The 26,512-nt window shown below is 53.1% G+C and carries 23 protein-coding genes and 1 pseudogene; 10 read left to right on the top strand and 14 right to left on the bottom strand.

The annotated features are described in order from the left end of the window. Nucleotides 1-4: 4 nt before the first annotated feature. Nucleotides 5-265: pseudogene (locus tag C1711_RS07985) on the bottom strand (flavodoxin); the annotation flags it as partial. On the opposite strand from C1711_RS07985, the gene C1711_RS07800 reads away from it, so the two are divergent. Together C1711_RS07800 and C1711_RS05410 are read left to right on the top strand one after the other, a co-directional pair. After that, nucleotides 264-455, top strand: coding sequence for a hypothetical protein (locus tag C1711_RS07800; protein WP_102338122.1), 192 nt, complete (start codon nucleotides 264-266; stop codon nucleotides 453-455). The pseudogene C1711_RS07985 and the gene C1711_RS07800 sit on opposite strands and share 2 nt — an antisense overlap. A gap of 216 nt (nucleotides 456-671) precedes the next feature. Next, the gene (locus tag C1711_RS05410; protein ID WP_159060064.1) at nucleotides 672-4,391 is read left to right on the top strand and encodes an MSCRAMM family protein; all 3,720 of its coding nucleotides are present in this window, start codon (nucleotides 672-674) and stop codon (nucleotides 4,389-4,391) included. On the opposite strand, the gene C1711_RS05415 is transcribed toward C1711_RS05410, so the two are convergent. Both C1711_RS05415 and C1711_RS05420 read right to left on the bottom strand, forming a co-directional pair. Beyond that, nucleotides 4,351-4,566: a hypothetical protein gene (locus C1711_RS05415; protein WP_102338125.1), complete on the bottom strand. Its 216-nt coding sequence runs from the start codon at nucleotides 4,564-4,566 to the stop codon at nucleotides 4,351-4,353. The two genes, C1711_RS05410 and C1711_RS05415, sit on opposite strands and share 41 nt — an antisense overlap. A gap of 7 nt (nucleotides 4,567-4,573) precedes the next feature. Then, nucleotides 4,574-7,429, bottom strand: a complete 2,856-nt coding sequence (locus C1711_RS05420) for a M28 family peptidase (RefSeq protein ID WP_102338126.1) — start codon at nucleotides 7,427-7,429, stop codon at nucleotides 4,574-4,576. A gap of 252 nt (nucleotides 7,430-7,681) precedes the next feature. On the opposite strand from C1711_RS05420, the gene C1711_RS05425 reads away from it, so the two are divergent. Next, the gene (locus C1711_RS05425) at nucleotides 7,682-8,728 is read left to right on the top strand and encodes a helix-turn-helix transcriptional regulator (protein WP_159060065.1); all 1,047 of its coding nucleotides are present in this window, start codon (nucleotides 7,682-7,684) and stop codon (nucleotides 8,726-8,728) included. Further along, on the top strand, nucleotides 8,718-9,650 hold the full coding sequence (locus C1711_RS05430; protein ID WP_159060066.1) for a WYL domain-containing protein: 933 nt from the start codon (nucleotides 8,718-8,720) through the stop codon (nucleotides 9,648-9,650). The genes C1711_RS05425 and C1711_RS05430 overlap by 11 nt, the downstream gene beginning before the upstream one ends. A gap of 70 nt (nucleotides 9,651-9,720) precedes the next feature. Here the strand turns inward: C1711_RS05430 and C1711_RS05435 are convergent, their stop codons facing one another. Both C1711_RS05435 and C1711_RS05440 read right to left on the bottom strand, forming a co-directional pair. Beyond that, nucleotides 9,721-12,633 (bottom strand): helicase C-terminal domain-containing protein, encoded by a 2,913-nt coding sequence (locus tag C1711_RS05435; RefSeq protein WP_102338129.1) that lies wholly within the window; start codon nucleotides 12,631-12,633, stop codon nucleotides 9,721-9,723. Then, nucleotides 12,630-13,607 (bottom strand): D-alanine--D-alanine ligase family protein, encoded by a 978-nt coding sequence (locus C1711_RS05440; RefSeq protein WP_234346281.1) that lies wholly within the window; start codon nucleotides 13,605-13,607, stop codon nucleotides 12,630-12,632. Before C1711_RS05440 ends, C1711_RS05435 begins: the two co-directional genes overlap by 4 nt. Nucleotides 13,608-13,746: 139 nt before the next feature. Between C1711_RS05440 and rlmN the strand changes: the two genes are divergently transcribed. Further along, nucleotides 13,747-14,796: a 23S rRNA (adenine(2503)-C(2))-methyltransferase RlmN gene (rlmN, locus tag C1711_RS05445; protein WP_102338130.1), complete on the top strand. Its 1,050-nt coding sequence runs from the start codon at nucleotides 13,747-13,749 to the stop codon at nucleotides 14,794-14,796. A gap of 146 nt (nucleotides 14,797-14,942) precedes the next feature. Here rlmN and C1711_RS05450 read toward each other — a convergent pair whose 3' ends face one another. The 9 genes from C1711_RS05450 to rpmH all read right to left on the bottom strand — a co-directional run bounded on the left by C1711_RS05450 (nucleotide 14,943) and on the right by rpmH (nucleotide 20,237). After that, nucleotides 14,943-15,203 carry a hypothetical protein gene (locus tag C1711_RS05450; protein ID WP_102338131.1) on the bottom strand — a complete coding sequence of 87 codons (261 nt, stop codon included), beginning with the start codon at nucleotides 15,201-15,203 and terminating at the stop codon, nucleotides 14,943-14,945. A gap of 2 nt (nucleotides 15,204-15,205) precedes the next feature. Beyond that, nucleotides 15,206-16,024 (bottom strand): ParB/RepB/Spo0J family partition protein, encoded by an 819-nt coding sequence (locus C1711_RS05455; RefSeq protein WP_102338132.1) that lies wholly within the window; start codon nucleotides 16,022-16,024, stop codon nucleotides 15,206-15,208. 43 nt (nucleotides 16,025-16,067) lie between these two features. Then, on the bottom strand, nucleotides 16,068-16,868 hold the full coding sequence (locus C1711_RS05460) for a ParA family protein (protein ID WP_102338133.1): 801 nt from the start codon (nucleotides 16,866-16,868) through the stop codon (nucleotides 16,068-16,070). A 326-nt stretch (nucleotides 16,869-17,194) separates the two neighbouring features. After that, nucleotides 17,195-17,959, bottom strand: a complete 765-nt coding sequence (gene rsmG, locus C1711_RS05465; RefSeq protein ID WP_102338134.1) for a 16S rRNA (guanine(527)-N(7))-methyltransferase RsmG — start codon at nucleotides 17,957-17,959, stop codon at nucleotides 17,195-17,197. Nucleotides 17,960-18,067: 108 nt separating this feature from the next. Then, nucleotides 18,068-18,643 (bottom strand): Jag family protein, encoded by a 576-nt coding sequence (locus C1711_RS05470; protein ID WP_102338135.1) that lies wholly within the window; start codon nucleotides 18,641-18,643, stop codon nucleotides 18,068-18,070. A 48-nt stretch (nucleotides 18,644-18,691) separates the two neighbouring features. After that, nucleotides 18,692-19,471 (bottom strand): YidC/Oxa1 family membrane protein insertase, encoded by a 780-nt coding sequence (locus C1711_RS05475; RefSeq protein WP_102338136.1) that lies wholly within the window; start codon nucleotides 19,469-19,471, stop codon nucleotides 18,692-18,694. 28 nt (nucleotides 19,472-19,499) lie between these two features. Further along, a complete protein-coding gene (gene yidD / locus C1711_RS05480; RefSeq protein WP_102338137.1) occupies nucleotides 19,500-19,712 on the bottom strand; it encodes a membrane protein insertion efficiency factor YidD in 213 nt (70 codons plus the stop codon). Next, on the bottom strand, nucleotides 19,705-20,088 hold the full coding sequence (rnpA, locus tag C1711_RS05485) for a ribonuclease P protein component (RefSeq protein WP_102338138.1): 384 nt from the start codon (nucleotides 20,086-20,088) through the stop codon (nucleotides 19,705-19,707). Before rnpA ends, yidD begins: the two co-directional genes overlap by 8 nt. A 5-nt stretch (nucleotides 20,089-20,093) precedes the next feature. Then, entirely contained in the window at nucleotides 20,094-20,237 is a 144-nt protein-coding gene (gene rpmH / locus C1711_RS05490; RefSeq protein WP_102338139.1) for a 50S ribosomal protein L34, read from the bottom strand. Between the two features lie 345 nt (nucleotides 20,238-20,582). Between rpmH and C1711_RS05495 the strand changes: the two genes are divergently transcribed. The 5 genes from C1711_RS05495 to C1711_RS05515 all read left to right on the top strand — a co-directional run bounded on the left by C1711_RS05495 (nucleotide 20,583) and on the right by C1711_RS05515 (nucleotide 26,412). Next, the gene (locus C1711_RS05495) at nucleotides 20,583-21,824 is read left to right on the top strand and encodes an ATP-binding protein (protein WP_102338140.1); all 1,242 of its coding nucleotides are present in this window, start codon (nucleotides 20,583-20,585) and stop codon (nucleotides 21,822-21,824) included. Between the two features lie 11 nt (nucleotides 21,825-21,835). Beyond that, entirely contained in the window at nucleotides 21,836-23,494 is a 1,659-nt protein-coding gene (locus C1711_RS05500) for a DnaA ATPase domain-containing protein (protein WP_102338141.1), read from the top strand. Nucleotides 23,495-23,732: 238 nt separating this feature from the next. Continuing rightward, the gene (gene dnaN / locus C1711_RS05505) at nucleotides 23,733-24,836 is read left to right on the top strand and encodes a DNA polymerase III subunit beta (protein ID WP_102338142.1); all 1,104 of its coding nucleotides are present in this window, start codon (nucleotides 23,733-23,735) and stop codon (nucleotides 24,834-24,836) included. An 87-nt stretch (nucleotides 24,837-24,923) separates the two neighbouring features. Next, complete coding sequence (gene recF / locus C1711_RS05510; RefSeq protein ID WP_102338143.1) at nucleotides 24,924-26,060, top strand: DNA replication/repair protein RecF; 1,137 nt, start codon at nucleotides 24,924-24,926, stop codon at nucleotides 26,058-26,060. Further along, nucleotides 26,041-26,412: a DciA family protein gene (locus C1711_RS05515; protein ID WP_102338144.1), complete on the top strand. Its 372-nt coding sequence runs from the start codon at nucleotides 26,041-26,043 to the stop codon at nucleotides 26,410-26,412. Before recF ends, C1711_RS05515 begins: the two co-directional genes overlap by 20 nt. The last annotated feature ends 100 nt before the right edge of the window (nucleotides 26,413-26,512 follow it).

Raw genomic sequence — 26,512 nt, forward strand, 5'->3', positions numbered from 1 at the left:
CCGCGGGCGCCATGGTGTACCACCAGGTAGGTGTGCCAACAACAATGGTGTCGTAAGCAGTGACGTCAATTGGCTCGATTTCGGGCTGAAACCCTCGCTCGGTCTCGCGTTTTGCCTGTTCAACAACATCGTCATAGCTGCCGTGATACGGTTCCACCGTTTCGATGCGCACCAAATCGGCATCCAAGGCCGAAGCCACACGCTCGGCGATGCCCTCCGTATTGCCGTTTGACCAGCTGTAATACGCAACCAAGGTATTCGACATGGCGTTCTTAACAACCAAACGCAAAATGTCGGTGATGAAAAACGAGAGCCTTCGCAAGGGAGGGGAGCAACCCGTGGTAAAGATCGAACGGGCAGCAATAAGGAGAAAACCTGCAGTGGAAAAGTGCCTTATTGCCCCCAACGCGGCAGGTTTTCGCACGAAACGCACTGCGTTTGTATTGATGTTGTAGAAACCGCTCTCTCTTGTGTGCAAACACTATGACGGCTCGAGATGCTGCAACGAAGCACACGGAGCTCCAAGCTCCCTCTTTGAGATACATCTCATTGCGGTGTCAGACCTGTAAAACCCTCCATGCCACATACGCTGAATTTATATGAGATTGGCGGTCGTACACTCACGCTCCACACGTCGAAGCCATTTGGGCTCGCGAAGGAACGGAGGCACCATGACCCGAATACTGCGACCATCCCCTGTTGACTCGATTGACTTGCAATCGAAGTTGTTGCGTATGTTAGGCGTACTGCTCGCCGCGCTCCTGCTTGCACCTGGAGCCGCACCAGATGCCGCTTTCGCTGGACAAACCATTGATTTCCCTAATGGAGGGCACGCTCAGCTTGCAGATGACGGAAGCATTATCGGCACATGCCAGCTCACCGGAGGGCGCGTTACGCTTGAAGATGGATACCGCGGAACCATTGTGATGCCCGATGGCTCGCGTGTGCAGGCGGGTTGCTATGAGGCATACAGCGGCAACCCCAATCATTCGCTCTACCCAGGACCTTGCGATGGAACGTACTCCTTCAAAGCGACAAAACGCGGTACAGGTTATTTCGTCCTCGTATATTCGCAAAACGCCGCCGGTCCTGCAGTCGGAGTTGTTGTCTCGGAACCTCCAGCGGGATACACCTACCAACGTACCTACGGGGAAAACTGGACACCGAAAATCATTGTGTCTGTTGCGTTCAGAAAATCCTCTTCTGACCCCAATTTTACTGAGGCGTTAAACGATTATTCGCTTTCGGGTGCGACCTACGATATCTATGATGCAGAGACGAATTCGAAGATCGCCACGATCACAACGGATGCAAGCGGCAAGGCAACCTGCAAGCTGACAAGCGGGCGACGTTACTACGCCGTTGAAACGGTCGCGCCAAGCGGATACGTCCTGAACGACAAGCGCGTTTCTTTTACCGCGGGTGATAAAACCGTTGATCTTGCTGATGAACCGATGCGTGTCGAGGTTGCGCTTCGCAAGACTGACTCTGCAACGGGAGGTGCCGCACAACGAGGGGCGACGTTGGAAGGAGCGGTTTATAAGCTTGTAGACTCACGAGGTAAAACGCAAAACGCGACAACTGATGCTGAGGGACGTGCGAGGTTTTCCGCCATTCCACTCGGCCCGTTCACGATTGTGGAAACAAAGGCTCCCCTTGGATACAAGCTTGATACCACGGTACATACCTACCAGGTTGACGCGAGCGCACAACACGAGGGCGGCCTCGTTTCTTTGAGTCTTGAATCCGATTTTGCAGATGATGTCGTTGCCTTTGACGTAGAGCTTGCCAAATACAAAGAAGATCCCAACGCCGAGGAGGGTGGTGTTCGGTGGCCCGCCCAAGGCGTTCAATTTCAGATCATCTCAAAGACTACAGATGAAGTTGTTGCAACGCTAACTACTGATGAGTATGGATTCGCCCGAACCTCTGATGACGCTTGGTACGGCGACGGAACAAGACCGGATGGTGTAAAGGGGTCGCTCCCGTTTGACAGCAAGGGGTACCTGGTGCGAGAGGTTGCATCCACGGTTCCTGACGGATATGAGCAGATGGAGGACTTTACGATTGATGCAAGTGAGCAGGTAGACGGCGTAAGGCTTAAATACATCATTGAAAACAAGACGCCTGCCGCACGGCTGCAAATTGTAAAAACCGACGCATTGTCCGGACAGACGGTGCCCCTTGCCGGCTTTTCCTTCCGTATCCTCACCGAAGATGGAGAGCCGATCACCCAAAACGAATGGTATCCGAACCATGTAAAACTCGATACGTTCACCACGGACGACTCCGGTTGCACGACGCTTCCCGAACAGCTGGTGCCAGGGACCTATCTCGTTGAAGAGGTGAAAGCGCAGCCGCCGTATCTGCTTGCCGGCAAACCGCACAAGGTGAAGCTCCGCGCTGAAGGAGGAAATGTTGCGGTCGTTCGCTTCGGAGACGAACAGGCGACGGGAACGGCAGGCATTCACAAGACTGATGCGAACACGGGAAAAGTGCTCGAGGGCGCTGTGTATGACGTGGTTTCATGTGGAACCGTTGTTGCACCCGACGGAACCGTGCAAGCCGTTGAAAATGAGGTTCTCGGCAGCGTTTCAACTGACGAGACTGGTGTGGCCACAATTGAAGACCTTCCGCTTGGCCGTGGAAAGGCAACGTATGCCTTTGTCGAAACGAAAGCGCCTGATGGATATGTATTAGATGCAACCCCGCACGAATTCACCCTGGAATACGTAGATGGGAACACAGCGGTGGTTGAAGCTCATGTCGATGCCACAAATGCGCCCACTGAGATTGTTGTCAAAAAGACAGAATGCGGAAGCGGTACTCCCCTTGAAGGAGTCAGTTTTCAACTTGTACAAGTCCCTTCGGACGGAAACGACGAGAAAAGTGACGGACTGACCCAGACAACCGATTCAAAGGGCATTGCACGGTGGACCCATCTTGCACCGGGAAACTACTCGTTTGTCGAAACTGAAACACAATCTGGATACGTACTCGATAACCAAACGCGAGTCATCGAGATCGATGAGCAGGGAACGGCTTTGTACGAGGGGGTCGACGCCGACGAGTTAAACGTCGAAAACGACTTCACCAAAGTTGATCTGTCGAAAAGAGACATAACCAACGAGGAAGAACTGGCGGGCGCACATCTGGTCTTACTTAACGACAAGGAAGAAGTCGTCGATCACTGGGTTTCTGAAGCTGCGCCGCATCGGATTGACCGACTCGCACCGGGAACCTATACGTTGAAGGAGGAACGGACCCCGTCGACGCATGATGTAGCGGAAGATGTCACCTTTACCGTGGAGCAAACAGGAGAGCTGCAGATCGCTACCATGTACGACACTCCCATCGAAATTGGCGGTGCAATTGACAAGCGACAGGAAATTGCCCAACCAACGGCTGCAAACACATTTGCGAACGGAGATGGTAAGAATCGCGCTGAGACGCATGATTCTGATCTGGGTGAATATTCGTACAGCTTGGATTATAAAAACGATTCAAATACGTGGGTTGATGAGCTCACTGTCACTGACACATTGACCTGCTGCGAGAGTGGTCTTGCCAGCTTGAAGAGCATAGAAACCCCCGTGAGCCAAGGAGATTACGATGCGAAGCTCAACGTTTGGTATATGACTAACTCCTCGGCTGGGGATTCGGCGAAAAGCGGGGCGATAAGCGCGACAGCATCCGATGGGCATGAAAACCCCTGGCTTTTTGGAATGGAGACGGCACATCCTTTAGATGCGGGAGGCAGAGCACTTTCTTATACGGGTTGGAAACTTTGGGCTGCAGACGTTCCAACGAATGAGTCGGTTGAATTACCCGTGGAAGATCTCGGATTGCAGGAAGGAGAACGAGTAGTTGCGATTCGATTTGAATACGGGTGTGTAAGCGAGGACTTCACGACACGAGCAGACGACTGGGGGCGCGAGGACATCAAAGACGCCCATGACGACAGCGAGAACATCGGCGATCTGAAGCGCGGTGACGAGGAATCTGATGCGTTGCTCTTCCCTGCGATACTGCACATGCGGGTAACCGATTCTTACGCGGCGGGAACAACGTTGGAGAACTGTGCTCAAATCGACATCTTCCGAAATGGCGGTGGGGAAAAACTTGAGGCACACGATTCCGACCGCGTTGAACAGACCGCGGGAAGCAAGGATACCCCTGTCTCCCCTCTGGTGAAAATGCCGAAAACAGGTGACATTGCACGGTTTTCCGTGGGTGTTGTGTTGACAGCCGCCGTAATAGCAATCGCCGCCGGCTTTATACATAAAACCAGCGGCGAAAAAACTCGTAGAAACGGCCTCGTTCCATATTGGAATGGGAGCAAGAGCAAATCTAGAACTCGACTGTCTCCCCGGAGGAACCAAAATCGGTGAACGAAACGTTGTTTTGCTCGGACGCAACTCTCTCGGCACGAACATCATCAGGCGTTGACCACTTCACGCCCAGAAAATACGCCAAACCAAAACCAAGCACTACGGCAACAGCGGCTCCGATGAGATAGGCAACCCAATGTTCCTTGATATACGAAAACACGCCATTTTTTGCCATGATCCACCTACGAACGACGAATGACTTCGGTTACGACGTCAGAAACGACCGCGATGTTTTCAAGATCGACGTTGTAAGGTTGATCGTCCTCGGTGTGAGACAGGGCGAATCCCGCTGCGTCGACGCCTGCGAGGGTGAGGGAACGGAGGCTCATGTCCATGGCAACATGCGCGTCAGTTGTGACGTAAGGCATGTCCACCGTACCGTACTGGTGATGGAAGTCTGCGGAAACACGTTGGACGAGCTTCGTGATGCGCTTATCGCCCTTGAGGACGCGGCGCTCTCCCTCAGTTGACAGCGCGGCGATTTGTCCGGCGCCCACACTCTCGAGGTTGATAAGGAACACTCCGCGCAACTGAGCACGGTGTGCGTCGAGGAAGGCGCGGATGCCCGCGTGGTCGTTTTCAGACGCACCCGTGGCGACAAACCAGATGTCGTGACCGAGCAGTTCATCGTCGCCCATATCGGCAATGGCCTCGCGGAGCTCGTCTTCACTTGCACCATCCAAACCGGTGGCGCCACCCTTCCAACCGTCGTCGTCGAAGTTATCCCACGAGCCGATGTCGCTGCCCGCGCGTTTGGCATCGAAGCTGTCGTCAACGCCAAGCCACTCACCCATGCTGTCGTCTTTCTTCTTCTTGCGACCGAACAGGCGCGACAGACCACCGCGACGCTTCTCGGGCTCGGGGGTGGGAGCAGAGATGGTTTCGATACGGTCGAACACAGCGGGGTCGTTGTACGGATCCGGCTCGTTCGCGCTGACGACAGTGAAAGCGTTGCGCGCATCAGCGGCGGCCTCTTCGGTAACGAAAGGAGCCGCAGGTGCGTCGGGCACTGCAAACGGGTCAACAGGGGTCGCAGAGGGATCGGGCAAATCGAACAGAGAGGAGCGATTGGCAGCAGCAGGAGTATGCGGAACAGGAGCGTCGGCAGTGCTCGGGATGCTCATCAGGCGCTGTTGGGGGGTCTGAAGCGGAGTGGATGCAGGAGCGGGAGCGGGAATATCCCGAACGATTTGAGCCATGAGGGAATCAACCGTCTCTTCCGACTGAGCGGAAACGTCAACCTGGACAGGCATGGCGACCGTTCCGCCGAACGGATCGGAAGCAGATTCCTCAACGGAATCAAGAGCGGGGAATTGAATTGTTCCGGAAGCCTCGCCCTGTTCCTCTTCAGAACCGGTCTCTTCATCCTCATGAACAGGCTCGTCTACGGATTCGTCCCCTGCGTCCTCGGAGAACTCAACCTGATCACTCGCCTCGGTTTCAACCAAAGCATCCTCTACAGCTTCGAGCTCTTCTTCGACTTCCTCGACGTGCTCCTGCTCGATCTCGTCGTCTTCGTAGGCGGGTTCATCTTCAGTCAAATCATCGGCGTCGATTTGTTCCGCCTCGACCTGATCGTCATCGAAGGAAACGACGACCGGTTCGTGGGCAACTTCAAACGCGGTGGGCTCGATTTCTTCCTCGGCCTCATCGGTCTCATACACAAACGTACAAGAGGCGGGAAGCATACCCAAAGAACGGATGACGTCCGCGCCAAAACGAACGTTACCCTCAGCATTTACACGGAAGGCGGGCCCATCTTCAACAACTTCGTCGGAAGACTCGGCCTCTTCGGTGGTATCGAAATCGAGAGAATCTTGCTCATACACCTCGGTAGCGGACCCATCGTCTGTAATGGCGGGAATGTCAACCAACGTGGCGTCAGCTTCGGACGGCTCGACCTCTTCAGCAGCGGCTTCGTCCTCGGAACCAACTTGACCATCTTCGAGATCTTGGGGGGCAGATTCTTCATCAGCGGCAACAAGCTCGTCGATATCCATGCTTATGGTTGAGCTTGGAGCTTCTGCCTCATTTGCAAGGAGATCCTCCTCCGCAAGCATCCCCGTAGCAGACACGACATCGTCCGAATCAAACCCGTCGGGAATGACGGCAAATGGATCAACAACCGCCTCGAGACCATCAGCTTCCTGCTCGGCGACCGCATCCTCTACCTGGGTGTCTTCTTCAGCCTCATGGGGATATGCAGTCTCCGCTGCAGCTGCCGCCTCAGCGGCCGCAATGGCGTCTTCGAGGATGCGCTGCTGCTCGGCGAAGAATTCATCGGCAGGTGTATCGCGGGGGAATTCGTCGCCCAGCTCATAGGGAGCGACGGCATCCATAACGCCCAACATGGCGGCAACGGAAGACATGTTGCACACCGCTCCACTGGTATACGGAAGAACAAAACGATTGGCAATGACGGCGACTGCATTTGCCAGAGGAATCAACGAGCAGAGAATCGCGATAATCCACAGGACGAGCTTCGCAGCGTCGGGGAAGGGGAACAGGCGAATGACCGCAATGATGGCAGGGGCCAGCATCGCAAAAGGAAGGAGCTTGACCAAGATAGGACGATACGCGGCAAAAGGTTGCTTGCTCAACAGGTCGACGCGGGGAGAATCGTAGTGAGCAACGACAACGACCGGACGGTTGCGCGGAGAGGCAAGCGGACCAGATGCCTTATGGTAAGCAATGACGTTTTGGCTCAATCCGCCTGAACCGAGTTGCGAGAGGACGGGGCGACCCATGCGCTCCATGGTGTAGATAACCGCACCGGCTATTACGAGAATCATGCCGATGATTCCCGCGATGCCGCCGATCCCAATCAGAACGGCGCCGATAAAAACCGCAATACCAAGACCAGCTTGGACGAGCTTCGAAGAAGCGCTCGCACTAAACTCCTGGATTTCGGGGGTAAAGCCGTGATCATCAAACACCTTGGCGATGACCTCGGCGGCGGCGCGCTCTTCCTCGCTGCAAGCAGGGGTGATACCGGTGTTTTGCAGCAGATGGCTCAGGTATGTCTTCGTATTCGCCATGTGGACTCCACATCGAACTCATTTGTGTTTGGGCACACCGACACTCGGCGTACGCATGTCTAGTCGCAAGTATACCCTTTGTCGCTGGTACCTGCATCGTTTCTCGAATAGCTGCACCGTTTCTCATTATGTTCAATGATGCGTGGGGGTTCTCCTTGCATCTTCGCGGGCAACACGGCCTGTATGGGCTATCCTAATTTGAGCCACAACAGCCGATTGTTAAGCTGAAACATGGTGAAAAGGGGTGAAGTTATGGAGATAGGCACAGGATACGATGTCTCGCAAGACAGTGTTGCTCCCCTTGATCAGACGGCTTTACGCCTGCTCAACCTTGTCTTCATGCTTCACACCTCCCCCACCCCATACTCCACCAACCAGATCATCGATAACGCGGATGCGGGGTATGGAACCGGAACACGCGACGCCCGTCTTAAGAAACTTTGGCGTGATCGTAAGCGCCTTAGCGAAATCGGCGTGGTCATTCAAGATGTAAAACCGCAAGGAGCGTCGGAGCGAGAGGAAAGTCTTTGGGCAATCGACCGAGAACGAACCCATGCTCTCGATGGAATCGTGCGACGTGAAGACGCCGAGGTGGCACTGGCGGCGATTGACGAGCATTTTGCACTCCACGGAGACGATCCGATCAGATGGCCACTGCAACGGGCGCGCATGAAGCTTGCCGAGCTTGCGAACAACCCGAACGAAACGCTTCCCCTTGATACCCCTCAGCAGGACAATCGGGCGATGCAGCATGTTTGGAGTGCGTTCAGCAGGCGACGGGCCGCGCAATTCACCTATCAAGATGCCCAAGGCAAAAAACGTGAACGCGCGGTGGAAGTCTATGCCATCTTTACGCAAGGGAGCCACACGTACCTGGTGGGTCGCTGCTGCGAGACCGACCGCATACTCACATTCCGCACCGACCGCATCGTTTCGGCGCGAAAAACGCCCGAATCAGATAAGAATCACCCCCTATATCAGATACCCGATGATTTTTCCGTAGAGGACTACCAGTTCCTTCCGTTTGATTTCTCTTCGGATGGGCCCGTGCAGGCTGTGTTTTCCTTCTCCGCTGATTTGGGCATTCACGAACTCGAACTTTTGACGCGCGGGCGAGGGTGCTTGAGCACGGCAGAAGACGGATCATGGCGTTGGAGCGTGGATATTCGAAACGTTGAGAATGCTGCATCCCTGGTTCTGAGTCACGCCAGCCGCGGCATGCGTGCAATCGCGCCGGAACAACTTGTCTCTCATGTTCACGAACTTGTGCGTAAGGCGGTGGAAGTCAATGGCACGTAATGTTGCAAAGCCGGGCGGACTCGACTCTGATCGCCGTGTTTCGATTGCACTTTCGCTTTTGGGCGCACTTGACGCCGCTCCAGACGCACGGATTGACGCGGGGACCTTCGCGCACGACCTTTCGCTCTCGGACCAACAGCTCAACGAGATAATCCAATTGCTTCAATTTGTGGAAGACGGAATTACCGGAGCTCGTGTGGCGATTCGACGCGAAGGAAACCAGATCATCCTCGATGGGGATGCGGGACGTTTTGGGACGATTCGTTTCATCGGCGATGAATCTCTTGCCCTCATGCAAGTACTTGACCGCTTTCACATCGACGACGAGGTAAAGAGCCGCATCCAAACTGCACTTGCACCGTCCACATGGCAAACCGATCAAAACCTATTGGCGGGAGACGCTTTGTTCGGCGGGTTCTACCAGGACCTATGCGAGGCGATCACAGATGGCGTGCGTTTGGAAATCGACTATCAGCCGATAGATGCCGACACGCCATCCACGCGAAAGGTCGACCCTGGATATATTACGGTTTCGGGCGACGCCGCATACCTTGTTGCCTGGAATGTCGAAAAAGACGAGCAGCGTTCGTATCGTCTCGACCGTATTTCCCGTGTCTTCACCACCGAGGACAGCGTAGAGAAACATCCCTTTGAGTGTGCAAGCGTTGAAGAAGGTTTGCGCGCTGCAGGCGCAACGGCGGAACTGGCATTCCTGCGTCAAGACCTCTTCGATCGCTGCGACTGGGGAGGTCTCAATCGTAGCGACACTTGGATTGACGAACATGGAAGGATTCGAGCGCAAGTCAGCTATGTATCGAAATCTTGGCTTTTTGACCAGGTACTTGCTGCGGGCGGTTCCCTAAAGATCATCACGCCGGCGGAACTTCGTCGAGAGCTCATCGAATACGCGAGGCACATGTAGCGAGACGCGCCACGTTAATGGCGCGTCCACTGCAGAGAATAATTTGTCGATCCCTTCCGGGAAACGATTCCTATCGGTGGCTCGCGCGCCAAAGCTCCAGGTAACGACCGATTTGAGAACAGTCGATACGCTGGTAGGCGGCAGGAAGCGAGTTGAGGAACTTCTTGCCATAACCCTTAGTAAGCAACCTGGAATCTGTAAGCACCAGCACACCCTCATCCGTGGAAGTGCGAATGAGTCGGCCCGCAGCCTGTTTCACCTCGAGCACCGCTTCGGGAAGTGAGTAACGCGCCCATGCACGGTCTTCACGCACTCCGCGCTCGCAGGAAAGTGGATCGGTGGGGCTTGAGAACGGAAGTTTGGGGATAACGACACATCTCAGCGTGTCACCCGCAGCGTCAAACCCCTCCCAAAAAGCCTTGAGTGCAAAAAGCGAATGAGCCTCATCGGAGACAAAGCGATCGCGAAGCATGCGCGCAGATGAATTCTTGCGCTGACAGTCGAGCGTAAGGCCCGCGTCGGCAAGCCGTGGAGAGACGCGTGCGAACAGATCTTCCATGTCACGCCTGTTCGTGAAGAGCGTGAGCGTGGAGCCGCCCATGGCAACATGGACATCCACCAGCAGATCTTCGAGCGCGGCAAGATACGCGTCGCGGTTGCGCGGGTCGGGCATATCCCCTGCGACAACGACAGCCATATTACGCTCGAGGTTGTAGCTCGAGTCAAGATGCAGTGCACGCGATGAGCCAGAGGGGAGCCTATCCAAACCAACCGAGCGATTGAAATGGTCGAAGTTGTCGGCAACAGTCATGGTTGCCGAGGCAAAAATCGCCGTGTGGACCTCAGGCAGCCAGTTCTCGGCAAGTGCCTCGCCAACATCAAGGCGTTCGGCCGTGAGACATTCCCCTCCCGCCTTGAGACGACGGTTGACCTGGCATGAGAACACGTAGCGCTCGTCTTTTCCCGCAACGATGAGGTCAAGTGCCTGATACATTTCCCGCATCCGGCGCTGACCATCTGCAATATCGGTCACCAGGTCTGGCTTGACCTCGGCAACCGTTTCGACAAGCGACGCGAGGTTTTTCGATGCCTCATCCAAGGCATCCAAGGCAGTATGGGCAACCTCGAGAAACATGCTCCAAGCGGCAGATTGGCGCAGGTCGGAACCAATCCAAATGTTGGCATTGTCGTAGGCACCGTCGGAACGACCCTGACGCGCCAAATCGCGCACCGCGTCGAACAACTCGGCCATGGCGAGCGAAGCGCGCTGCGTCGTTACCGTCGCTTTTGCCGTAAGACCCATGAACAGCGTTGCCGCGTCAGAGGCTGCCAAGTCATGCGTAATGCGTCCCAAGGCACCCGTTCGCTCGCCGCCCAGGCGCTCGAAGATGCCACGACTCTCCTCAGCAGAAACGGTAAGCGCCCACTGACGGCGGGCCTCAGCCTCGATGGAATGCGCCTCATCTACCACCCAATGCCTGATGGGGGGCAGTATTTTGCCCTCAGCCGCAACGTTGCGGAACAAGAGGGAATGGTTGGTAACCACCACATCCGCGCGGGCGGCACGACGGCGCGCACCGTGTACCAGGCATTTGTCGGGATAGAAAGGACAAAGGCGCCGCGCACACTCACGCGACGAAGTCGTAAGGTCCCCTTTGCTAACGCTACGCCAACGAATGCCCAGACTGTCGAGATCCCCGGTGGGAGATTGGCATGCAAACGCATAGATCACCGCGATGGCCGTAAGAGTATCCGCAGGGTCGCGCGTCGTGCGAATTTCATGCGCACGCGAAAGGCGCTCGAGTTTTCGCAGGCAGGGATAGTGGTCGTATCCCTTGAGGGCACAATACGACAGACCGCCCTCCATCTCGCGAGCAAGGCGCGGTAGCTCGTGGTACATGAGCTGATCTGCAAGATTGTTCGACTTGGTTGCAATGCCAACGGTGATGTTGTTGTTTTTCGCCGCCTGCGCAAACGGAACCAGGTAGGCGATGGATTTGCCAACACCGGTGCCAGCCTCGATCACACGGTGCGTTGATGTCGCAAGGGCGTCGCGAACCTCCGCCGCCATCTGAATCTGCTCGGCGCGCGGTTCATACTCCGCATACATGCGATTGACAAGACCGCCAGGGGCAAAACAAGCCTCGATGTCGCTCCGCGAAGGCATACGCAACCCGGGCAGGTCTTCGGCATCGACTCGCTCGGGCAACGGATCGGCTCGAAGAATATGGGCGCGCGCCTCGGTAAGTGAAAAAATGGCGTCGGGTTGCTCTCCGGCCAAGAAGCTGAAAATGGGGCGATATGACCAAGAGACATCAGGGTGCATATCCGCAAGACGGCGATGGATTCCCGCCGGTAAATCGGCCAACCCGCACAGCAAAATGCGCCACACACCGCACAACGCGTCGACGTCGGCGTTCGCACGGTGCGACACGCTCGCACATCCGAACAAGTCCGCCATAACGGACAGTTTGTGGGAGCTTAGGCGCGGCAGTGCAATGCGGGAAAGCGCCAGGGAATCGATCCAGATGTCGGACACCTCGCCACCACCGGAGACCGCCTCGATAAAGCCGCGATCAAAGGCTGCGTTATGCGCAATAACCGGTGCACCCCCCACAAACGCAGCGAGATTCGCCACGGCCTCCTCGGGAGACGGTGCATGGGCGACATCGGCGTTGGTAATGCTTGTGAGCTTGGTAATCTCGGGCGGAATGAGGCCGCTCGGCTTTACAAACGTATCAAAACGATCGACGATCTCGCGCCCGCGCAAACGTGCAGCGGCAATCTCAATCAAACCGTCCTCATGGTGCGACAATCCCGTTGTTTCGGTATCAAGCACCACGACATCGTCTTCGATGAGGCCGAAAGTGCGTGTACGGGCGCGCTCGGCGAGCGTTGCGTAAGCATCGATGATGGGCTGCGGCGTGCCAGGGAGCACCGCATCGGCCATTTGAAGCGGCGTTGCCGCAGTAGATGCGCTCATCGGGCAGCGCGGGCCAAAGCCAGTTCAACCAGCTCTGCACACAGGTCGCTAAAGGGCAAATCAGCGTGACGCGCCTCGTCGGGAATGAGCGAGGTCGGCGTCATGCCCGGGATGTTGTTGGTTTCCAGAATAACCGGGCCATCCTCGGTCACAATCATGTCCGTACGAGAAATGCCGAAAAGACCCAGCGCGTTGTGTGCGGCGCAAGCGAGCTCCTGCACGCGCGCATAGGTATCTTCAGACAGGCGCGCCGGAATGCGATGAATCTCGGTGGGGTCGACGTATTTCACTTCAAGGTCGTAAAAATCGCAGTTCTGGGGGATACACACCTCGACAACGGGAAGGGCGCGCAGCGTCTTGCCGTCGCCGACAACACCACAGGTAATCTCCGTGCCATAAACGCGCTTCTCAACCATGACCTTATCGCCGTGCTCGAAAGCGATCTCGATTGCATCCGCAAGCTCATCAGACGATTTAACTGCAGAAATACCGTAGCTCGAACCATTGACCACGGGTTTCACAAAGCTCTGCTCTCCCACCTGGGCAACGATTTCCTCAACGGAGGGCATATCCTCACGCGTGAACGTCACACTCGGGGCAACCGGAAGACCCGCACGAGCATACAGGAGCTTGGAGAGATCCTTGTCCATTGCGATGCCGCTTGGCAGAGGCGCAGAACCAGTGTAGGGAATGCCCACATACTCGAGAATGTGCTGCGTCATACCATCCTCGCCGCCGAAGCCATGTAAGGCGACGAAGGCCACATCATAAGATCCCGTCGAGATCTTGGTAAGGAAATCGTCGGCACCTGGATCCACCATCTCAACGATTCCGTAACCAGCTTCACGCAGAGCATTGGCGGTGTTCTCACCCGAGGCAAGCGAAATCTCACGCTCGTCTGAAATGCCTCCCGCAAGCACCGCAATTTTCATGTCGCTACGCTTTTTCATGCCATCACGGCTTTCGTTGATCATATGTACGCCTCTCCTGTATCTAAATGTATGGGCGCGCTTTGTCCATTTAGCGCATTAACCATACGTTTGCCCTGCAAACACTCACCGATATCCTATTGTATAGTTTGATTTGAATCCAAACCCGTGAAAGGCGACATCGATGGGATACACCAACCATTCACGCGATATCCGCACGTTTGACTTGGAAGAACTCCAGGAACTGGTAAAAGAACTCGGTCAACCGGCATTTCGCGCAAAACAGCTCTTCGAATGGCTCCATGTTAAGAACGTATGTTCGTTTGACGAGATGACCAATCTCCCTGCAGCTCTACGCGAGAAACTTGCCGAGGAGTTCCCTTTCAACACCCCCGTTGAACTGGTTAGGCAGGTTTCCAAAGACGGTTCCCGCAAGTATCTTCTGCAATTCTCAGATGGCGTCTCCGTTGAGACGGTGGGTATGCCTAACCGAAATAAGCTTGCAGTGTGCATTTCCACTCAGGCGGGTTGCGGTATGGGATGCGCGTTTTGCGCCACGGGTTTTGCGGGCCTCACCCGCTCACTCACCGCACAGGAAATGGTCGACCAGGTTCTTCATGTTGCCCGCGACTTCGGTGAGCGTGTGACAAGCGTTGTGTTCATGGGACAGGGAGAGCCGTTCGCCAACTTTGATGCAACCGTGCAGGCGCTGCGCATCCTCAACGATCCCCAGGGACTTGCAATTGGCGCGCGTCATCTTACGGTTTCCACCAGCGGTGTTATCCCTGGTATTCGCCGTTTTGCCGAATTGCCTGAGCAATTTACCCTTGCAATCTCACTTCATTCTGCCATTCAATCAACGCGCAACCAGCTCATGCCCGGTGTTAAAAAATACACACTCCTTCGTCTACATGAGGCTATCCAGGATTACGTTGAGAAAACCGGCAGGCGTCCCACATACGAGTATGCGATGATCGAGGGTGTCAACGACACGAACCCAGAGATGGAGGCGCTTGTTGATTTCTGTGCCGGCACCCTGTGCCATGTCAATCTGATTCAGCTCAACGACGTTTCCACGAGCATCCTCAAGCCCTCGCCCATCGAGAAAGTTGAATCGCTGCAAAAGCGCTTGACTATGCATGGTGTTGAGACCACGATTCGCAGCTCGCGTGGAAGCGATATCGATGCGGCGTGTGGACAGCTTAAGCAGCGTCAGTCGGCATCCAGCAAGTAAGTTGGCTTTAAATACCTGAACTGAACAGTTGTTTATTTCACTAACCTCTGCAACACCCCTACTTACCAGCAAGGCTCCCATCAAACCGATGGGAGCCTTTTATCTTCTATATGAAAAGTATGAGTAGTAACTTATCAGTTAGGTACCTAATAACCTATCTCACTCCATTGCTTTTCGACCCAGCTCTGATTTACCTTAGGATTGTTGGTCAACTTCGCAGTCTTAAGTGCCACCTCTTCACTCATCTGATCTGCTTTATCTTGGGTGTGTTGAAGAGCTTCTTTAATCTTGCCGATAAACCTGCAATTGGTTTCTTCCTTTGTCACCACCATGTAACCGGTATATCCAACAGCGGCTCCAATAGAAATTGCCAAAACGGTCAATGCAAACTGCTGAGTCTTACTCATGGCTACTCCTCTTCCACACCTACCATTGAAGTCAGGATGCGCTGGAGATCTTCCTCGTCCTTGAACTCGATTTCGATTTTATTCTTACCTCGAGACGAACGAACTTTCACACCCGTATTAAACAACTGGCGAAGTACACGCGCCGCTTTTTTATATGATTGTGGCGTAACAGGACGAGGCGCTTTGGGCGTTTCTCCGACCGAGAACAATGGAGCAAGGTTTTCAGTCGCACGAACCGACAATCCCTCTGCTACAACTTTTTCAGCTAATTTGACACGTGCCTCATCAAACGGGACGGCCAAGATTGCGCGGGCATGTCCACTCGTCAGCTTTCCTTCATACATCATCTCCTGGACTTGCTCAGGCAAATCAAGGAGACGCAATGAATTGGTGATTGTTGAGCGCGACTTAGAGACAGCGTTGGCAAGGGCTTCCTGTGTCATACCGCTTGCCTTTATAAGTTGTTTATAACCTTTTGCCTCTTCAATTGGATTAAGGTCAGAGCGCTGAAGATTCTCAATCAAAGCAAGTTCGAGCATCTTCTGGTCATCAACTTCTTTGATGATTACAGGTACCTTTTTGAGTCCTGCCATCTTCGATGCCTGATAACGCCGTTCACCAGCAATGATCTCGTATTTCTTCCCTTTTTTGCGAACCAGAAGGGGTTGAAGTACACCATTCTCCTGAATCGACTCACTTAATTCCTCAAGCTGAGATTCATTGAAATGAGTTCGAGGTTGATTTGGATTTGGAATAATGGATTCAATTGAAAGTTCAGTATCTGATGCAACAAACCCTGTTTCTGATTGAGCCTCACCCATAAGAGAACCTAATCCACGACCGAGAGCTTGTTTCTTTTTAGTACTAGGCACGACGGATCACCTCTTTCGCAAGATCCATATAAGCTTTTGCACCCTTATTTTGAGGAGCGTACTCAATGACTGGCATTCCGAATGAAGGGGCTTCAGATACTTTTACCGAACGTGGTATGCAGGTTTTGAATGCTAAATCGCCAAAATAATTGCGCACTTCATCTACAACCTGATTAGAGAGTGAAGTTCTAGAATCATACATGGTCATTAATACGCCATAGGTGTCGAGTTCTTTGTTAATGCGACCCTTAACCATTCTCATTGATTCCAAAAGCTTGGTTACACCCTCAAGTGCGTAATATTCACACTGAATTGGAATCAGAACGCTGTCTGCGGCTGCCAAAGCATTGATGGTAAGCAGACCAAGTGATGGCGGGCAATCGATAAAGATGAAATCAAATTCGTCTTCAACTGGTTCCAATAGGTCTTTAAGGCGTGTTTCTCGAGCCATTGCTGATACAAGTTCAATCTCTGCTCCGGCAAGCTGGATAGTCGCTGGAATAATGAATACCTTTTCGTTGATGGTATCCAAGATGAGTTCTTCTGCTGGAACGTCATGCAAAAGTGCATCATAGACACATTGTGAGAGTTGCTCTTTATCAATTCCGAAGCCACTTGTGCTATTACCCTGAGGGTCAAAATCAACAATTAAAACTTTTCGCCCGAGTTTTCCAAGTGCTGCAGCAAGGTTAACCGTTGTTGTTGATTTTCCTACTCCACCTTTTTGGTTGATGATTGCAATTGTGTGCTTAGGTTTCGTGCTCTTAGAGCACTTGACATCTCTGAACCCCACGTTTCCTCCCGTTTTGCTTGTTTTTAGTACAGTTTCGGACTGTTAGGGCTTTGGTTTCACGTGAAACCATTTTGTTGTTATCCATTATGTTTCACGTGAAACGTAGATGCAAGCTGAATCAGCCTATTTTTAGAAAACTCGAGTCAATGTAGATGTTTCACGTGAAACATGGGGTTCACAACTACTAAATAAGAAGAATATACCTGCATATGACGTTCATCTATATGAAAAACCACCCCTACATAGTAGAAGTGGTGACAAAAGTTGAAATATCAAATGAGAAGATATAGACTAATTTTGAGTCAAAATAACAACAAGTACTTCAATCAAACAAGAGGTTGCTTCTTAGCAAGTCCAACAGCACGCGGTAGTTTCACTTTCGAAGGTAAAACTCGTTGAAAAATAAAAACTTCTCTATGTCCTAAACCACACGGTAGTTCGAAGGAATCATTACCGAGCAATTCAAGACCACAAATTTGCGCGGTCTTATGTGCAAATGAGAGCTCTTCTTGAGAAGGATTAGCTTTAGCTACAACCAGATAGCCATCTTCTTCAAGAAAAGGAGCTCCATACTCAATAATCAAGTTCATCTGTCCAACAGCACGTGCAACAACAAGGTCAAACTTCCCAGACATTTGAAGAGCATAGGATTCACATCGATCATGGACGCCAGACACACCATCAATACCCAACTCTTCAATGAAAGCGTTGACAGCGTTGATCTTTTTACCAACTGAATCAAGCAGAACACCCTCAGAGCCTGTGTATAAAGCAAGAGGAATACCGGGGAAACCACCACCAGTACCAATATCAAGAAAGAACTCAGGCTCAATCGGAAGGTCGCGAGAAAGTGCAAGCGAATCAACGATATGAAGAACCAGAGCATCATGAATGTCTTGAATACGCGTGAGATTCATATACTCATTAACTTGGTTTACATAGAGGAGATGCTTTACACAAAGAACTGCAGTCTCAAGATCAACATCAAGATCAAGCTCTTTAGACAGATCAATTACCTCTTGTGCTAAAGATTGAATTTCCTCTAACGAAGAGTCTAAAGAATGAAGTTCGATAGAACGAGTCTCAGACATAAAACTCACTCCAAAGTAGGTAGAAATGACTGAACTTAGTGTAACAAGAAATTGAGACAAAAAAGGGGCGCACACGGCGCCCCTCTCAATCAGAATGGAATCAAAATACTAACAAACGGTGATAACAACACGCCGCTCGGGATCAGTACCCTCGGAATGCGTATCAACACGATCATCTTCACGTAGAGCAATATGAACGAGACGACGCTCATAGGCAGTCATAGGAGGAAGATTAACAGTGCGATTCTGAGATACCGCACGAGAGGCAGCAGACTTAGCCATACTAATGACCTTGTCATGGCGACGGCTCTTATAACCCTCGACATCAACTGCAACCGGATAACGGAACCCAAGCTTGCGACTCACCAACAGAGAGACCAAGGTTTGCAGGGACTCAAGCGTACGACCATGACGACCGATAAGCACAGCAAGATCGGGAGCGGTGATATCAAGAATAAGCTCACCCTCATCTCCCTCATACTCATCGATGGGGGAGTTGTCTGCATCAAAATGAACAAGGATGTCACGAACGATAGAGATGGCGACATCGGCGATGGTGTCGAGATCCTCGTCGGTGAGGTCCTCGCCAGCCTTGTAACGCTTGGCAATCTCGGGGTATTCACCAACGATTTGCTCTTCTACAACTGCCTCTTCGGCAATCTCTTCAACAAGCTCTTCAGCCATGGAAATCTCCATAAGTTAGGTACCTAATAAAGCAAAGTCCTCTACGTTCTAATGCTTCTTATGAGGACGTTGCTTGCGCTCGCGACGAACGACATCGACCTCGAGAGGAGCGTTCGCAAGACGTGCCTCTTCCTCGGCCTTTGCCTTTTCAATCACCTTGTTGGTCACAAAGAGCTGCTGGGTAACCTGCCAAGCAGAAGAGACGTCGTAATACAGAAGAACGCCGGCGGGAAGGCCCCAGCCCATGAAAAGCATCATGACCGTCATGACGATCATCATCATCTTGGTGCTCTCGGCCTGGGCACCCGTCTGGTTGCGGGTCATGTACATCTGCGGGATGAAGGTCAAAAGACCAAACAGAATCAAAGCAAGCATGTACGGCAGCGCAGAACCGATGCCAAAAGACATAGCCTGAGAAGGCGACATAACGAGGTTGGGAAGAACGTTATAGAAGGAGAAGCCGGTCTCAGCAGCCTCGGGGAAGTACTTGCCAAGATCGCGGAGCAGGTTGAACAGAGCGATCAGAATCGGCATCTGAATAAGCAGAGGCAAGCAGCCAGCAAGCGGGTTGAATTTGTTCTCAGCATAGAACTTCTGCATCTCGCGAGACAGACGCTCCGGATCGTCGGCATAACGCTCCTGCATTTCCATCATCTTGGGCTGCAGCACCTGCATACGCGCGGTCGATTTAGTCGACTTAAGCATGAGCGGCGTAAGCAACAGACGGATAATCACCACCAAGATGATGATTGACAGGCCCCAGTCGCCCGCGAAGCCCTGAATCAGCTTGAGCGTCTGGAAGAGAATCTCAACAATCCAATCCCACATAGGTTAATCCTCCGGTAGAAACCAATACTTATGGAACGGGGTCGTAGCCACCGGCATGGAACGGATGACAACGCAAAATGCGCCGCGCTCCAAGCCAACAACCTTTAACCACGCCATATTTTTCAATAGCCTCAACAGCATACTGTGAACAGGTGGGGATGTATATACACGAGTCTGGTAAAAGGGGGGAAATCTGCCGCTGATACCAATGAATCGCGGCAAGAGCCAACCTCTTACCCATGATTTTCACCCGATGTTCCAACGTTGCGATGAGAAGGAACGGTAACCCGACCTTTGACACCAGCTCGTCGGAGCAACCCGAAAAGCGCTTCGTTCATTTCTGAGGGAGATGCGGTACGTGTGCGAGGTGTGGCAAACAAGATGATCTCCTTGCCATCGACCGGTAAGTCACACGCACGCGCTGCCTCGCGCAAAACACGCTTGGAACGGTTGCGAACAACAGCATTACCCAGCCTCTTTGCAGCAGCGAAGGCGACCCTTGCCGGATCGCCTTCGCTCATACAATCACATATAACCATGCGAATCAGAGGATGATTGAACCGCTTCCCCTGAGTGAACACCCGCTCAAAGTCCTGATGGGACTTGATGGTAAGCATGTTGCTTAGCGGTCGCTCACCGTAAGACGCTTACGGCCCTTGGCGCGGCGACGGGCGAGTACGGCACGGCCGCCCTTGGTGGCCATGCGAGCGCGGAAACCGTGGGTCTTGGCACGCTTGCGCTTGTTCGGCTGGTAAGTACGCTTCATGGTAAACATCCTCCTGGTGCGTTTCGACTACTCGAAATAATTAGACGCGTGAGCCTAGAAATTGTAGGGAATATGGTGCGAATATGTCAATCTCGCACGGTAAAAAATGCAGATATTTCCTTGATGTTTGAGAAAACTCCTCACATGAAAATCAAACGCCTCAATTCACGAAAAAACATTTCATATTCTTTCATAGACTTTTCCACAGGTTATTATTTGATTGTTAATAACTTTTCGTAAGTTTTCGCCACTTTTCAACAATTTTGGAAAAGTTGTTGAAAGCTATGAAAGGGTCGGAAATGAGCTGGTATCCTAAACGCACGGCAATCGTAGAAAGAACGCACCATGTCAGAAGACTTCTATCCATTTGTGGATTCGGGTGATCCAGCACCCTCAAACACACATCTCACTGGGATGCCTGAGACATCTCAGACGAATCCTGATGTCAAAACGAAAAGCCCTGATGGTGGACAAGATAACTCCGGAATGGATAGCGTTATACGTGCGGCGCGCATCTCCGTATATGACGACATGTTGTCAACGCCACGCGTAATTGTGATTGAGCAAAACGACGTGCGCACCTATTTGGAGGAAATCACCAATACGGTCTATCGAACCATGAAGGAACAAGGTGGGCACCTGAACCTCATGATTGTCCGTGAGCTGGTGGAAAACTTCATCCATGCTCATTTCAACGAGCCGATCATTTCGATTTTAGACAATGGAGATACGATTCGCTTTTCCGATCAGGGACCTGGAATCGACGATAAGGAGCTCGCTTTTGAGTTCGGCATCACGAGTGCGAACCGAGAGCAGAAACGCTACATCCGCGGTACCGGTTCGGGATTGCCCATGATCCAGCAGTATGTGGAAAATGCCGGTGGAGCGATTGCCATTGAGGACAACCTGGGGGCAGGAACGGTTGTCACGGTCAGCGTGAATCCCGAGCGCGTGCTTGAAATTGAACAGAGTGTTTCACGTGGAGCGGCGGTGCGGAGCGGTCACCAGCAGGTCCAACCGTCGGCGGCGGGTAACGCAATGCCTCAGATGGGGGCTGCGGGATACCCATCGCAGACACCCCAGGCAAATACCATGGGATATCAGATGCAACAGCCTAACTCGGCGGTGCACCCAGTACAGCAGGCAAGTGCTGCCCCGTACCCTGTGCAACAGGCGGGAACCACGCCTTACCCCGTACCGCAATCCAACCCTGTCGGAATGATGCCCAATCAATACTCCACTCCTCAGCAAGGTTTTTATCCACAATTTGACAATCAATTTTCCACAAATCAACAATACTATACTCAACCTGCGGGAATGTATACACAGACGCCGATTCAGCAAGCGGCGGCACCCGTGTTCCAAAGCCCGTATATTTCCGAGCGCGGCATGCTTGCGCTGCGGTTTCTTATGGAAAACACCCAGGGGGGACCCACGGATCTCACGCGCCTCTACGGAAGTTCCAACGGCACATGGTCGCGCGAGCTTGCTACACTTTCAAAAGCGGGGTTCGTCCATAAGCCGGGGCAGAAATACGTACTTACCGACATGGGACGTGCATGGATTCAAAATCAACGTAGCGAGTAAAGGAGCAAACCATGGATAACGAAGCACGGATGCTCCTCGAAGACGTCATATCCTTTTGCCTTAGAGACGAACGCGAGGCGCGCCTCATCAACATGCTCGAACAGTGCGAGGCTATCAAATACGACGAAAAGGCCCTCGCGATTCGCACGCCGAGTCGGTTCGCCTATTCTTACCTCATTAAGCAGCGCGATTTGATCGAACGTTACCTTGAGGAAATCACCTTCGCTCCCACCGCACTCGACGTCGCCCCTATCGAACAGGAGTCGGAAGACGTTACGAGTACGGTGGCGCCCGCCCGTGTGATTGACAGCGCCCCAAGCGCCCCGCAATATGAAGCTGCCGAGATGCAGAACAACGACGTTGCAAGTCATCAGGCACCCGCAACGGCTGTAAAAGCTTCTCTGAATACGGAGAACGGGGCGATCAGCGTCCCCACAACCGTCTCTGCCGATGATTTCAAACGTATGATGCTGGAGATGCGCAGCAACGAACCACAAGCTCAAGAGGCGCCAAAATCGGCGAATACCAGCATTTCCTCAAATGAGGAAAACTATGCATGCGTGGACATCAACGCAAAGTTCACATTCGAAAACTTCGTCTTCGGCGATGAGAACAAGCACGCATATCAAAGTGCCTTGCGTTTCGCGGCGTTTGCCGACGAACCGGGGCAGTGCACCAGCTTGTTCATCTACGGAAACTCGGGATTGGGAAAGACGCATCTGCTGTTTGCCATCAAGAACTATCTGATGGCGGAAAAGCCCCATATCCGCGTCAAATATGCTAACTCTCAGGCATATTTTGAGGATTACCTCCAGGAGCTCGGCGCACGAAAAGGACCGGGCGAACGCATCATGCAGGATTACCACGCCGCGGACATCCTGATTATCGATGATATCCAAAATATCTTGGGACGCGAGCAGACCGTGGCGAACTTCTTCCAACTTATGGACGAGTTCATACGCAGCGGAAAGAAAATCGTGATTGCATCCGATCGCGCTCCCAAAGACCTCAACTTCGACGAACGCCTCACGAGTCGCTTCAATCACGGCATGCTGTGCCTGGTCTCCGAACCTGGTTTTGAGATGAAGTACACCATTCTCAAACGTTATTACGAGAACAACCTATGTGGCACGCCTGATCTCACGGGTATGAACGTCGATGTCTCTTTGCTCTCGAAACTGCATATCAATGAGGGACGCCTCACGGACGAGCAATTGCGCCATATGGCCGAGATATCTGGAAACAACATCCGAAGCCTCGAAAGTTTTTGCGAGCGGTGCGCGACGCGCGCGGCCGAACGTGAGACGGAGGGGCGTGAGCTCACCGCCGAGGACATCGACAGTATTGCGGGACAGTATTTCAACACCGCGCGCAAGATCATCCATGTGGGGACCGTACAGCGTGTGGTTGAGGATTATTACCGTGTGAGCCACGAAGACATCATCGGGCCGAGACGCACGGCGAATATCGCCTGGGCGCGGCACGTAGCGGTCTACCTCGCCAACAACCTGTGCGAAATGACCACGCCCGCAATTGGAGAAAAATTTGGCGGACGCGATCATTCCACTGTTCTCAATTCACTCAAGGTGGTTGAAAAGAAGATGAAGGAAGACCGACAGATCTACGAAGACCTTCAGGCTCTGAAAGACAAGATCATCCTCAAGTCTTAGAAGTGTCTTGGGTCGCTGGGACAACCTGAAGGAAGGCTGTGGAAAACTCGAGCAGAACTTAAGGGTGTGTGTGGGGAATTAAATGGTTCGACTCTCAAAAGGGAAAACGAGCGGGTTGTCTACAATGGATTGTTGAAAGAAATTCGGCCTTGTGCCTGCGGAAATGAAGGTAGTCCACACCATTCACCGGATTATTACTATTATTAGATATGTATCTATATAGAAAGGATAAACAGGGATGAAGTTCACGGTAAGCCATTCGGCACTCTCTGATGCAGTCGCAGTTGTAATGAAGGGCATAGCTCCCTCTTCGACGCTCCCCATTCTCTCCGGTGTGCTCATTCGCGCCGCGGACGGTGTCCTTGAATTCCAGACTTCTAACTACACCATCTCGATTCGTCATCGCATCGCAGCGCGTGTGGATGAACCCGGCCAGATGGTCGTTCCCTGCAAGATGCTTTCCAATATTTGTAAGACGCTGCCCGATGCGCCCGTGACGTTTGAGATGACCGAGCGTCAGGTCACCATGGAGTGCGAGCGTTCGAAGTTCTGCCTGAACACGCTTGATGCCGGTGATTTCCCTGAGTTTCCGGCATTTACGCTGGAGCGTTCAGTCGAGCTGCCAGCAAACATCCTCACCGAGATGGTGGGGCGTGTGTGGCGCGTGACCTCCACCGATAAGAATCGTCCGGTCTTGAACGGCGTGTATATGACCGTTGAGAACAACACCATCCGCCTGGTGGCGACCGACTCCTACCGTTTGGCGGTGTGCGACACGCAGGTTGAGACCTCTTCGCTTGAGGGGAGCTTTGAGCTGAATGTCCCCGCCGACGCATTTAACGACGCGCTCGCCATCACCGGCGGGCAGGGAACCATTCTCATCGGTTCGACCGATACCCAGGTAGTTTTCGTCGCGGGCAACACGACGTACGTCGCACGGCGTATCGAGGGCGTATATCCCAACTACAAGGCGCTGCTTCCCGCGACGTGCTCTACCACGGTGCGTATCAACGTCGAAGCACTCAGCTCCGCGCTCAAGCGCGTTTCCACCGTTGCTCAGAACAACTCTGCAGTGAAGTTTGATATTTCGGCAGAGACGGGTACCATCACGCTTTCTGCTATCTCGAATGATCAGGATGCCGCAACGGCGACCGTCGAGGTCGACGTCGAAGGTGTGAGCGGCGTTATCGCATTCAATTATCACTACATCTTCGGTTGTCTCAATGTGCTTTCGCGTGAGGAGAACGTGACGCTCGAACTGCAGAGCTACTCGCAGGCCGGTGTGTTCAAGTCGTACGACAAGATCAACTACCTGTATTTGGTTATGCCGGTGCGCATTTAGACCATACGGTAATGTGCCGTGGGGTGTGATGTCGAACTTGGGTGTACAACGGCATCAAACGACGATGTGAATGATTTGGTGTCGAGTATGGGTGATGTGTCGAAAACTGTTCAGATTGATGGGGGTTCCGCGTGCGATGGTATCGTTGCCGCGGAGCTTTCCGTCTTTCACTACCGCAGCTTCGAGGCGTTTACCCTGCAACTCGATCCGGGCGTGACGGTGCTCGTTGGGCACAACGCCGTGGGCAAGACCAACCTTGTGGAGGCGTTGCAGCTGCTTACCGCCGGGGTTTCATTTAGGAGGCCCGCTCCAGTTGAACTGCTTCGCGAAGGGTGCCCGTCGGGTCGAGCGATGTTGCGTTTGATGGGCGAGGGGCGTTTGCTCGACCACGCGATTGAGGTCGAAGAAGGAAAACGTCGCTTCATCAAGAATGGCAAGAATACCAACGCTGCAGGTATTCGCGGTGTTCTTCCGAGTGTTCTGTTCTGCCCCGACCATCTCGATATGGTCAAACGTTCGGCGAGTGCGCGCAGGGCGGCGCTCGACAGTTTTGGCGTGCAGCTCAACGCACAGTACGGCAAGTTGCTCTCTGCATACGAGCGGACCGTTGAACAGCGCAATAACCTGCTGAAAGAATGCCCTTCACTTGATTTGCTCGAGGTTTGGGACGAATCGTTGGCACGAACGGGAGCCGCGTTGCTGATGCATCGCCGTGCATTGCTGGAACGTATCCGTGTGCGTTTCATCGAGGTGTATCAGGCGATCGCCCCGCATGAGGTTCCGGATGTTGCGTATCAAGCCTCGATTGGCGTGCTCCCCGATGATCGCGATGAAGTTTCGGAGCTCTTCTTGCGTGTTCTTCGCGAGCGCCGTGAAGAGGAGTTGCGGCGGGGTTTGACGCTGGTCGGGCCACATCGCGACGAAGTCGTATTCACGATTGATGGAAGGTCGGCACGCGATTTTGGCAGCCAAGGGCAGCAACGCTCCATCGTTTTGGCTTGGAAGATCGCGGAAGTGCAGGTCACACGCGATATTTTGGGACGGTATCCGCTTTTGCTCCTCGATGATGTGATGAGCGAGCTCGATGCCGATCGTCGTAACGCCATCATGGGTTTCATCGCCGATGAGATCCAGACGATTATCACCACGACGAATTTGGGTTATTTTTCTCAGGATGTTTTAGATCGGGCAAAGGTGGTGCGCATTGGAGCGGAAGAGCGATAAATCGGAGCGTGCCCGCGCCACCGTTGGGCTTGGCGAGTTTTTATCCGCGGAGCGTAGCCGCATTTTCGACGGGGCGAGTGAAGATCGTCGTGAGCAGTATCGCCAAGCGGAACGTCGTGGCGAGGTTTTCCGCGCATGGAACACCGTGTGCGCAAATACACGCGAGGGTAAGCATGTTACCGGATTGCATTTTGTTCCCGAACGCAACGAGTTGATCGTCTATACCGACGGGGCGTCTTGGACGCAGGAACTCACCATGTTGCGTGAGATTATCCGCGCCCGCATGGAGCGGGTCGGGGCTTCTGTGGATAACATCGTGGTCAAAACAACGCGCCCTGGATTTCATAAATAAAATCCGTGTTAGGTAAACGGTGGAATTGGTTCGGTCTCCGGGGTTATATCGGGTGACGGGCGCAAAACGAACGGGTTTTACTTGCACCCCACCTTTGTTT

The sequence above is a fragment of the Collinsella provencensis genome, assembly GCF_900199705.1.
GTDB classification, from domain to species: domain Bacteria; phylum Actinomycetota; class Coriobacteriia; order Coriobacteriales; family Coriobacteriaceae; genus Collinsella; species Collinsella provencensis.

Coding starts and splice junctions, on each gene's coding strand:
- C1711_RS05475 (WP_102338136.1), bottom strand. CDS start 19,471: ATGTGGGATTGGATTGTTGAGATTCTCTTCCAGACGCTCAAGCTGATT.
- dnaN (WP_102338142.1), top strand. CDS start 23,733: ATGAAGTTCACGGTAAGCCATTCGGCACTCTCTGATGCAGTCGCAGTT.
- C1711_RS05420 (WP_102338126.1), bottom strand. CDS start 7,429: ATGGCGAATACGAAGACATACCTGAGCCATCTGCTGCAAAACACCGGT.
- rsmG (WP_102338134.1), bottom strand. CDS start 17,959: ATGTCTGAGACTCGTTCTATCGAACTTCATTCTTTAGACTCTTCGTTA.
- C1711_RS05430 (WP_159060066.1), top strand. CDS start 8,718: ATGGCACGTAATGTTGCAAAGCCGGGCGGACTCGACTCTGATCGCCGT.
- C1711_RS05410 (WP_159060064.1), top strand. CDS start 672: ATGACCCGAATACTGCGACCATCCCCTGTTGACTCGATTGACTTGCAA.
- C1711_RS07800 (WP_102338122.1), top strand. CDS start 264: ATGGCGTTCTTAACAACCAAACGCAAAATGTCGGTGATGAAAAACGAG.
- yidD (WP_102338137.1), bottom strand. CDS start 19,712: ATGGGTAAGAGGTTGGCTCTTGCCGCGATTCATTGGTATCAGCGGCAG.
- C1711_RS05435 (WP_102338129.1), bottom strand. CDS start 12,633: ATGAGCGCATCTACTGCGGCAACGCCGCTTCAAATGGCCGATGCGGTG.
- recF (WP_102338143.1), top strand. CDS start 24,924: ATGGGTGATGTGTCGAAAACTGTTCAGATTGATGGGGGTTCCGCGTGC.
- C1711_RS05495 (WP_102338140.1), top strand. CDS start 20,583: ATGTCAGAAGACTTCTATCCATTTGTGGATTCGGGTGATCCAGCACCC.
- C1711_RS05500 (WP_102338141.1), top strand. CDS start 21,836: ATGGATAACGAAGCACGGATGCTCCTCGAAGACGTCATATCCTTTTGC.
- C1711_RS05470 (WP_102338135.1), bottom strand. CDS start 18,643: ATGGCTGAAGAGCTTGTTGAAGAGATTGCCGAAGAGGCAGTTGTAGAA.
- rnpA (WP_102338138.1), bottom strand. CDS start 20,088: ATGCTTACCATCAAGTCCCATCAGGACTTTGAGCGGGTGTTCACTCAG.
- C1711_RS05440 (WP_234346281.1), bottom strand. CDS start 13,607: ATGATCAACGAAAGCCGTGATGGCATGAAAAAGCGTAGCGACATGAAA.
- rlmN (WP_102338130.1), top strand. CDS start 13,747: ATGGGATACACCAACCATTCACGCGATATCCGCACGTTTGACTTGGAA.
- C1711_RS05450 (WP_102338131.1), bottom strand. CDS start 15,203: ATGAGTAAGACTCAGCAGTTTGCATTGACCGTTTTGGCAATTTCTATT.
- C1711_RS05425 (WP_159060065.1), top strand. CDS start 7,682: ATGGAGATAGGCACAGGATACGATGTCTCGCAAGACAGTGTTGCTCCC.
- C1711_RS05455 (WP_102338132.1), bottom strand. CDS start 16,024: ATGGGTGAGGCTCAATCAGAAACAGGGTTTGTTGCATCAGATACTGAA.
- C1711_RS05415 (WP_102338125.1), bottom strand. CDS start 4,566: ATGGCAAAAAATGGCGTGTTTTCGTATATCAAGGAACATTGGGTTGCC.
- rpmH (WP_102338139.1), bottom strand. CDS start 20,237: ATGAAGCGTACTTACCAGCCGAACAAGCGCAAGCGTGCCAAGACCCAC.